Source organism: Gordonibacter pamelaeae 7-10-1-b (assembly GCF_000210055.1).
GTDB classification, from domain to species: Bacteria; Actinomycetota; Coriobacteriia; order Coriobacteriales; family Eggerthellaceae; genus Gordonibacter; species Gordonibacter pamelaeae.
In genome coordinates this window covers 2453501-2460225 of sequence record NC_021021.1, presented here as the reverse complement: position 1 = coordinate 2460225, position 6725 = coordinate 2453501, and the positions used below count along the sequence as shown (strand labels likewise).

Below are 6725 nucleotides of genomic sequence, written 5' to 3'. Positions count from 1 at the left end.
CGTAGGGGCCCTCCACCACCGGCAGCCCCTCGCCGCCGGCCCACGTGCGCAGCGTGCCCAGCCGGTGCGCATACTCCTCGGCTGGCGCGATGTTCGAGTTCGCATAATAGAGGGTCAGGTCGTGCCCGGCCGCGCGCAAGATGCGCGTCGGCTCCAGCGAGCACGGTCCGCAGCAGGCATGAAGTAGCAATTTCATCGGGTTTCGCACGCTCCTTCGCATCGTCGCCTATACTACCATGTCGGACAAAACGCACGCCGACGAACAGAAGGACGACGCAATGAGCGAATGCACCGCACCGGCCTACCGGGCCATCTTCTTCGACTTGGACGGGACCTTGCTCCCCATGGAGATCGACGAGTTCATGCGCACGTACTTCGAAGCGCTCGGCGCGTACGTCGCCCGCTTCGGCGTGGCGCCCGAGGCGTTCATGGCCGGCATGAAGGCCGGCATCAAGAACATGGCCGCCCATGATGACGGCCGCCCGAACAGCGACGCGTTCTGGGAAGGCTGGTTCGCGCACGTCGATGCCGATGCGTGCGACTGGGCGACGGAGCTCGACCGCTTCTACGAAGTTGAATTCGGTGCGATCGGCGCGGGCGTGGTGCCGAACCCGGCGGCGGCGCGCGCGGTGGACGCGCTCGCGTCCAAGGGCTATCCGCTCGTGCTGGCCACGATGCCCATGTTCCCCGAGCGCGCCGTGCGGTGGCGCCTCGAATGGGCGGGCGTCGACTCGGGCAAGTTCTCGCGCCTCACGAACTTCGCGAACTCCACGAGCGTGAAGCCCAAGCCCTCCTACTACGCCGAGAACCTGGCCGCGGCCGGCCTGCGCGGCGCCGACGTGCTCATGGTGGGGAACAACACGGTGGAGGACCTGGGCATCCGCTCGCTCGGGGCCGACGCTTTCCTCGTGACCGACCACCTGCTCGACCCGACCGACGGCTTCGATTTGGGCGGCGCCAAGCATGGCACGATAGAGGAGTTCGCCGCATGGGCCGAGGCGCTGCCTGCCTGCACGAGTCCCGCGACCGGCATCGAAGCCGGCCTCGTGGACGCTGCCGCGCGCGAGCGCGTGCTCGCGGATAACCTTACGGCCGGCGCAAGCGTCGACGCCCCCGGCGCGGGCTTCACCATCAACGGGATCGAGGGCTAGCCGTGGCGCTCTTCGACTGCACGTGCGAGGCGACGAGCGGCCACGCCCGCGCGCTTTCCTACGAGACGGCCCACGGAACGTTTCAGACGCCCATGTTCATGCCCGTGGGCACGAGCGCCACGGTGAAGGGCGTCACCGCAGGTCAGCTGCACGACCTCAACTCCCAGGTGGTGCTCGCGAACACGTATCACCTCTCGCTGCGCCCCGGCGCCGACGTGGTGGCCGAGGCGGGCGGGGTGCACCGCTTCATGAACTACGACGGCCCCATGCTCACCGACTCGGGCGGCTTCCAGGTGTTCAGCCTGGCCGACACGCTCAAGCTCGACGATGACGGCCTCACGTTCCGCTCCATCTACGACGGCTCGAAGATCCGCTGGACGCCCGAGTCCAACATGGCCGTCCAGGAAGCACTTGGCGCCGATATCGCCATGCAGCTCGACCAATGCACGCCCTACCCGGCCGAGCACGCGTTCGTGGCGAAGGCCGTGGACCTCTCGGCCAACTGGGCGCGTCGCTGCCTGGCCGCGCACCAGCGCCCCGACCAGACGCTCTTCGGCATCGTCCAGGGCGGCATGGAGCTGGACCTGCGCCTGGAGTCCATCCGCCGCCTGCGGGAGATCGAGGAGGAAAGCCTCGCTGCGGGCGGCCGCAGGTTCGGCGGCTTCGGCATCGGGGGCTACTCGGTGGGCGAGGACCACGAGGTGATGTTCGAGACGCTCGGCCCCGTGGCACGCGCGTGCCCGGAGGACCGTCCGCGCTATCTCATGGGGGTGGGCAACCCCACCACGCTTGTGCGCGCGGTGCGCGAGGGCGTGGACATGTTCGACTGCGTGCTGCCCACCCGCACGGCGCGCATGGGCACGGCGTTCTCGTCGACGGGCCGCATGAACATGCGCAACGCCAAGTTCACGCGCGACTTCGGCCCGCTCGATGCGGCCTGCACGTGCCCGACGTGCCAGAACCACAGCCGCGCCTACCTGCGTCACCTCGTGAAGCAGAACGAGATGCTGGGCGGCATCCTGCTCTCCATCCACAACCTGCACTACCTCATCGACCTCATGCGCCGCGCCCGCGAGGCGGTGCTGGCGGACGCCTACGAGGAGTTCTACCAGGAGTGGATGGCGAGCCCCGCGGCGAAGGACTACTAGGCGGGATCTGCGCGCGGGCCGGTTCCGGAAAGCGCCGAATATTTCCGGATAAGTATAATTTAACCGCAGGGGAGTGTTCCCTGCGGTCGATTTGTGGCACAATAGGACAGTTGACGTGGCGGAGCCGTTCCGCGCGCCTTTGAATGGAAAGAATCAACGAGGGAGAGCTCCCCATGGCGACAGCCCAGAAATCGAAGAAGAAGCCCGGCCGCTCGGTCGACCGGCGCAACGTCTGGCTCCTCATAGCCACCACCCTGCTGGTGGTGGGATCGATCTTCATGTTCGCGCCTCCGCAGGAGAAGATCAACCAGGGCCTGGACATCCAGGGCGGCCTGTCGGTCGTGCTCACGGCGAAGGGCGAGAGCGGCCAGGCCGTGTCGACCGAGGACATGGAAAAGAGCCGCGCCATCATCGAGAGCCGCGTGAACGCGCTCGGCGCCTCGGAGGCCGTGGTGCAGGTGCAGGGCACCGACCAGATCCTCGTGCAGATCCCCGGCCTCACGAACACCGAGGACGCGCTCGACACCATCGGCAAGACCGGCAAGCTGGAGTTCGCGCGCCTCGACTCGTTCACCGACCAAGACGTGAAGACCAAGATAGAGAACGGCCAGTACGGCAACGAGGCCACCATCACCGACGAGCTGGGCAACCAGCTGCCCGCGGGCAAGACCGAGCACCTCAAGGTGGAGGACGGCACTTACACGCCGCTCGTTTCCGGCGCGAACATCACGAACGTGTCCATCGGCAAGGAGAAAGAGGCCTCCGCCGACTATGCGGTGAATGTGAAATTGGACGGCGAGGGCACGACGGCGTTCGCCGAGGCAACGAAAGAGCTTGCGCCTACGAAGGGTAAGATAGTCATCATATTGGACAACGAGGTGCAGTCCGCGCCGGCTGTGCAGTCCGAGATCCCGAACGGCGACGTGTCCATCACGGGCGGTTACTCGCTCGACGAAGCCAAGTCGCTGCAGACCGTGCTGGAGAGCGGGTCGCTGCCCGTGAGCTTCGAGTACGCCCAGAGCCAGGTGGTAGGCCCGACGCTCGGCCAGGACGCACTGGCGTCCGGCGTGCTGGTGGCGCTTATCGGCCTGGCCGTGGTCATGCTGTACCTGCTGTTCTTCTACCGCGGCCTCGGTCTGATCACGGCGGCGGCCATGGGCATCTTCGCCGTGCTGTACCTGGGCATCCTGGCCACGCTCTCGGCGTTCGGCCTGTTCAGCCTCTCGCTCGCCGGTATCGCGGGCATCGTGCTGACCATCGGCATGGCGGCCGACTCGTCCATCCTCACCATGGAGCGCTTCCGCGAGGAGATCCGCATGGGCCGCAGCGTGCGCGCCGCGTCCATCACGGGCGTGCGGCACGCCATCGTCACGTCGGTCGATGCCGACCTGGTGACGCTCGTGTCGGCGCTGTCGCTGTTCTTCCTGGCCACGGCTTCCGTCAAGGGCTTCGGCCTGACGCTGGCACTGGGCATCGTGTGCGACATAGTCATGATGCTGCTGTTCAAGGCGCCGCTCATCCGCCTGCTGGCGCCGAAGGTCATCGCAAGGCATCCTCGTTTCTGGGGCGTCGCGGACGCCGAGGCGGCTGCCAAGGACTACGAGGCGCTGGCGCTTGCCGAGGGCACGAGCACGGCTGCGGCCGAGGCGGGCGAGGCCCTGAACCCCGCCGAGAGCGAGCGTGTGGTCGAGAAGCGCGCGGGTGCCGCCGGCGAGGCCGCCGCAGAGGCGGCGCGCAAGCCGCACGGGCGCTTCATCAAGCACGACATCAACTTCCTGGGGTACCGCCGCATCTTCCTCACGGTGGCGGCCGTGCTCGTGTGCGCGTCCTTCGCCGTCGTGGGCGTGAAGGGGCTGAACTTCGGCATCGAGTTCGTGGGCGGCACCTCGGTGGCGTTCCACAACACGGGCGATGTGACCACCGAGCAGCTGCGCAGCTCGTTCGATGCGGCCGGCGAGCCCGACGCCGTCATCCAGACAACGAACGCGGACGGCCAGGAGGGCTTCCTCGTCCGCACCACCACCACGAGCGCCGAGGACGCCACGGCGCGCGCGAACCAGGTGGCCGGCGACCTGGGATTGTCCACCGACAGCTTCGAGGTGACCACCATCGGGCCTGACTGGGGCGCGAGCGTCATTCAGTCGTCGCTCATCGCGTTCCTCGTGTCCATCGTGCTCATCATCATCTACATCGCCATCCGCTTCGACTACAAGATGGGCATCACCGCCATCGTGGCGCTCCTGCACGACCTGGTGCTGGTCATGGGCATCTACGCGCTGGTGGGACGCGAGGTCAACCCGAACACCATCGCTGCGCTGCTCACCATCTTAGGGTATTCGCTCTACGACACGGTGGTCGTGTTCCACCGCATCAACGACAACATGCGGGGCGATGACATCAAGTGCACGTTCATGACGATGGCGAACCATTCCATCAACCAGGTGCTCGTGCGCACCATCAACACCACGCTCACGTCGCTCATCCCGGTGCTGGCCATGCTGTTCTTCGGCGGCGAGACGCTCAAGGACTTCGCGTTCGCCATGGCCATCGGCCTGATCTGCGGCTCGTACTCGTCGGTGGCGGTAGCCACGCCGCTGTACGCCATGTGGAAGACGCGCGAGCCGAGGAATGCGAAGCTCGTGAAGAAGTACGGCACCGAGGTGGGCCGCTTCGAGTTCGCGAATCCGAACGCCATGGCCGCCGCTGCGGCGAAGCCGGCGAAGGGCGCGACCGCTGCGAAGGCGGGGAAGTCGTCTGCGGGTAAGCCGTCCAAGGGCGCGCCTGCCGCGAAGCCGGCATCGAAGGCCGCGGAGGCGACAGCTGCCGCCAAGAAGAACGTCGCGTCCAACGGGTCAGCAGCACCTTCTGCCGCACCCGACCCGTCGAGCGCTGCGCAGCCGCACGGTGCCAGCGCCTCCAAGGCTGGCTCCAAGCCGCCGAAGGCCAAGCGCAAGAAGCGCCCGGACAAGAAGTAGCTAACAGGGGCTCACGGCACTGCTGCAGAACAAGGAAACCCCCGAACGGGGGTTTCCTTGTTCTGCAGTAGGGAGGAGACGGCGGGAAGAAGACGGAGGGCCCAGCTCCCCCCCCCTTTTTTTTCGGTCCTGTTGACATGATGACGGGACGCTCCGGAGGAGGGCGGCCCATTACCGGGAGCCTGACTCGCAAACTCCTAGGTCGGGCTTCCTTTACCGAAGCTTCCTTCGCGCAGCGACCGCGCCGGCGGCACCCAGCGTAACGAGGCACGCAAGGGTGCCCAGCGTGGCGAGCGAGACAGCGTCTGCGGTACGCGGCAAGGACTTCGACGCCGAGTAGATCGCCTTGCGCGCGCCGGTCGCCGCAGATGCGGGCTGAACGGGCTTCGACGGGTCTGATGGGTGCGCCGGATCGACGGGGTCGACGGGATCGACCGGCCGGGCCCTGACGGTGAAGTCGCGCGACAGCGTTTCGACGGAGCCTGTGCGCTGCCAGCCGGCGCCCGCCGTGTAGACCTCCTGGGCGTACGTTGCCGTGAGCGTGTAGGAACCGGCGGCTTCGAGCGCCGCGGTGGAGCGGTACGGGGACGCGTCAGGGAAGTCGCCCTGCAGGCTGGGCGCGATGCTCCAGGTTACGGGGATGTAGCGCGTCTCGCCGTCGACCGCGCCAACCTCGTCCTGGCGGTGGCCGGTAGCCAGGAACGAGAGCGTGTCGCCCTCGTACAGGTTGTCGTTCTCCAGCACGAGCTCGTTCTTGTGAGCGTCGGCCTGCGGTACCCAGCGCGCGACGAGGCGTGCGCCGCCGGCGGGCATGGGGAACGTCTCGCCGGCATGGTACACGGTGCCGTCGGCCTCGTTCGTCCATCCGCCGAACGCATAGCCGGCCTTCGTGGGCTCGCCGGAGGCCACGGGCACCGCGTCGCCCTCGGCGTACGTCTGGGGATCGACGGGCACCGTGCCGCCGTCGGCTCCGTTTCCGTCGTATTCGACGGAGTACATAGCTGCCCAGATGGCATACAGCGACGAGGGGCCTACGGGCATGGTGTAATCCATGAAGCCCCAGCGGGCGGAGGCGTCGGTGTTCCAACCCATGAACAGGTAGCCTATGCGCGACCAGTCGGCGCCCGAGGTGCCGACCGACGCGATGCTGCTCAGCGCCAGGGACTGAAAGGGGCTGAACGTGCCACCGGGCGCGGTCACGGCGTCGCCCGCCTCGTAGTTGCGGTGGTAGGTGAGCGGGAAGAGCTGCGCGGGCGTCGTGGCATGGGCGGTGTTCGACCAGTCGCTTGTCTGGCCGCCTCCCGTTGCGTTGAGGCGGTAGTAGTAGGTCGTGTCCGGCGAGAGGCCCGTGTCCAGGTACTGCGCCTCCGAGCCCGGCACCGTGCCCACGAGCACGTACCCGCCCGTCTCGAAGGTGCTGCGGTACACCTGGCAGTTCTCGGCGTCGGCGG

5 protein-coding genes are annotated in these 6725 nt (G+C 67.3%); 3 read left to right on the top strand and 2 right to left on the bottom strand.

From position 1 onward, the window contains the following. A partial coding sequence (locus tag GPA_RS11470; protein ID WP_041239542.1) for an epoxyqueuosine reductase QueH occupies positions 1 to 196 on the bottom strand: 196 nt, incomplete at its 3' end. An 82-nt stretch (positions 197 to 278) separates the two neighbouring features. Between GPA_RS11470 and GPA_RS11465 the strand changes: the two genes are divergently transcribed. The 3 genes from GPA_RS11465 to GPA_RS11455 all read left to right on the top strand — a co-directional run bounded on the left by GPA_RS11465 (position 279) and on the right by GPA_RS11455 (position 5274). Next, positions 279 to 1151: an HAD family hydrolase gene (locus GPA_RS11465; protein WP_041239541.1), complete on the top strand. Its 873-nt coding sequence runs from the start codon at positions 279 to 281 to the stop codon at positions 1149 to 1151. Between the two features lie 2 nt (positions 1152 to 1153). Beyond that, positions 1154 to 2299, top strand: coding sequence for a tRNA guanosine(34) transglycosylase Tgt (tgt, locus tag GPA_RS11460; RefSeq protein WP_041239540.1), 1146 nt, complete (start codon positions 1154 to 1156; stop codon positions 2297 to 2299). Between the two features lie 173 nt (positions 2300 to 2472). Next, positions 2473 to 5274: a protein translocase subunit SecDF gene (locus GPA_RS11455; RefSeq protein ID WP_041239539.1), complete on the top strand. Its 2802-nt coding sequence runs from the start codon at positions 2473 to 2475 to the stop codon at positions 5272 to 5274. Positions 5275 to 5487: 213 nt separating this feature from the next. Here the strand turns inward: GPA_RS11455 and GPA_RS11450 are convergent. Further along, on the bottom strand, positions 5488 to 6725 hold a 1238-nt coding region (locus GPA_RS11450), incomplete at its 5' end, for an InlB B-repeat-containing protein (protein ID WP_041239538.1).

Excerpts from the sequence above, each read along its gene's own strand:
- GPA_RS11465 (WP_041239541.1), top strand. The coding sequence starts at position 279 with ATGAGCGAATGCACCGCACCGGCCTACCGGGCCATCTTCTTCGACTTG.
- GPA_RS11455 (WP_041239539.1), top strand. The coding sequence starts at position 2,473 with ATGGCGACAGCCCAGAAATCGAAGAAGAAGCCCGGCCGCTCGGTCGAC.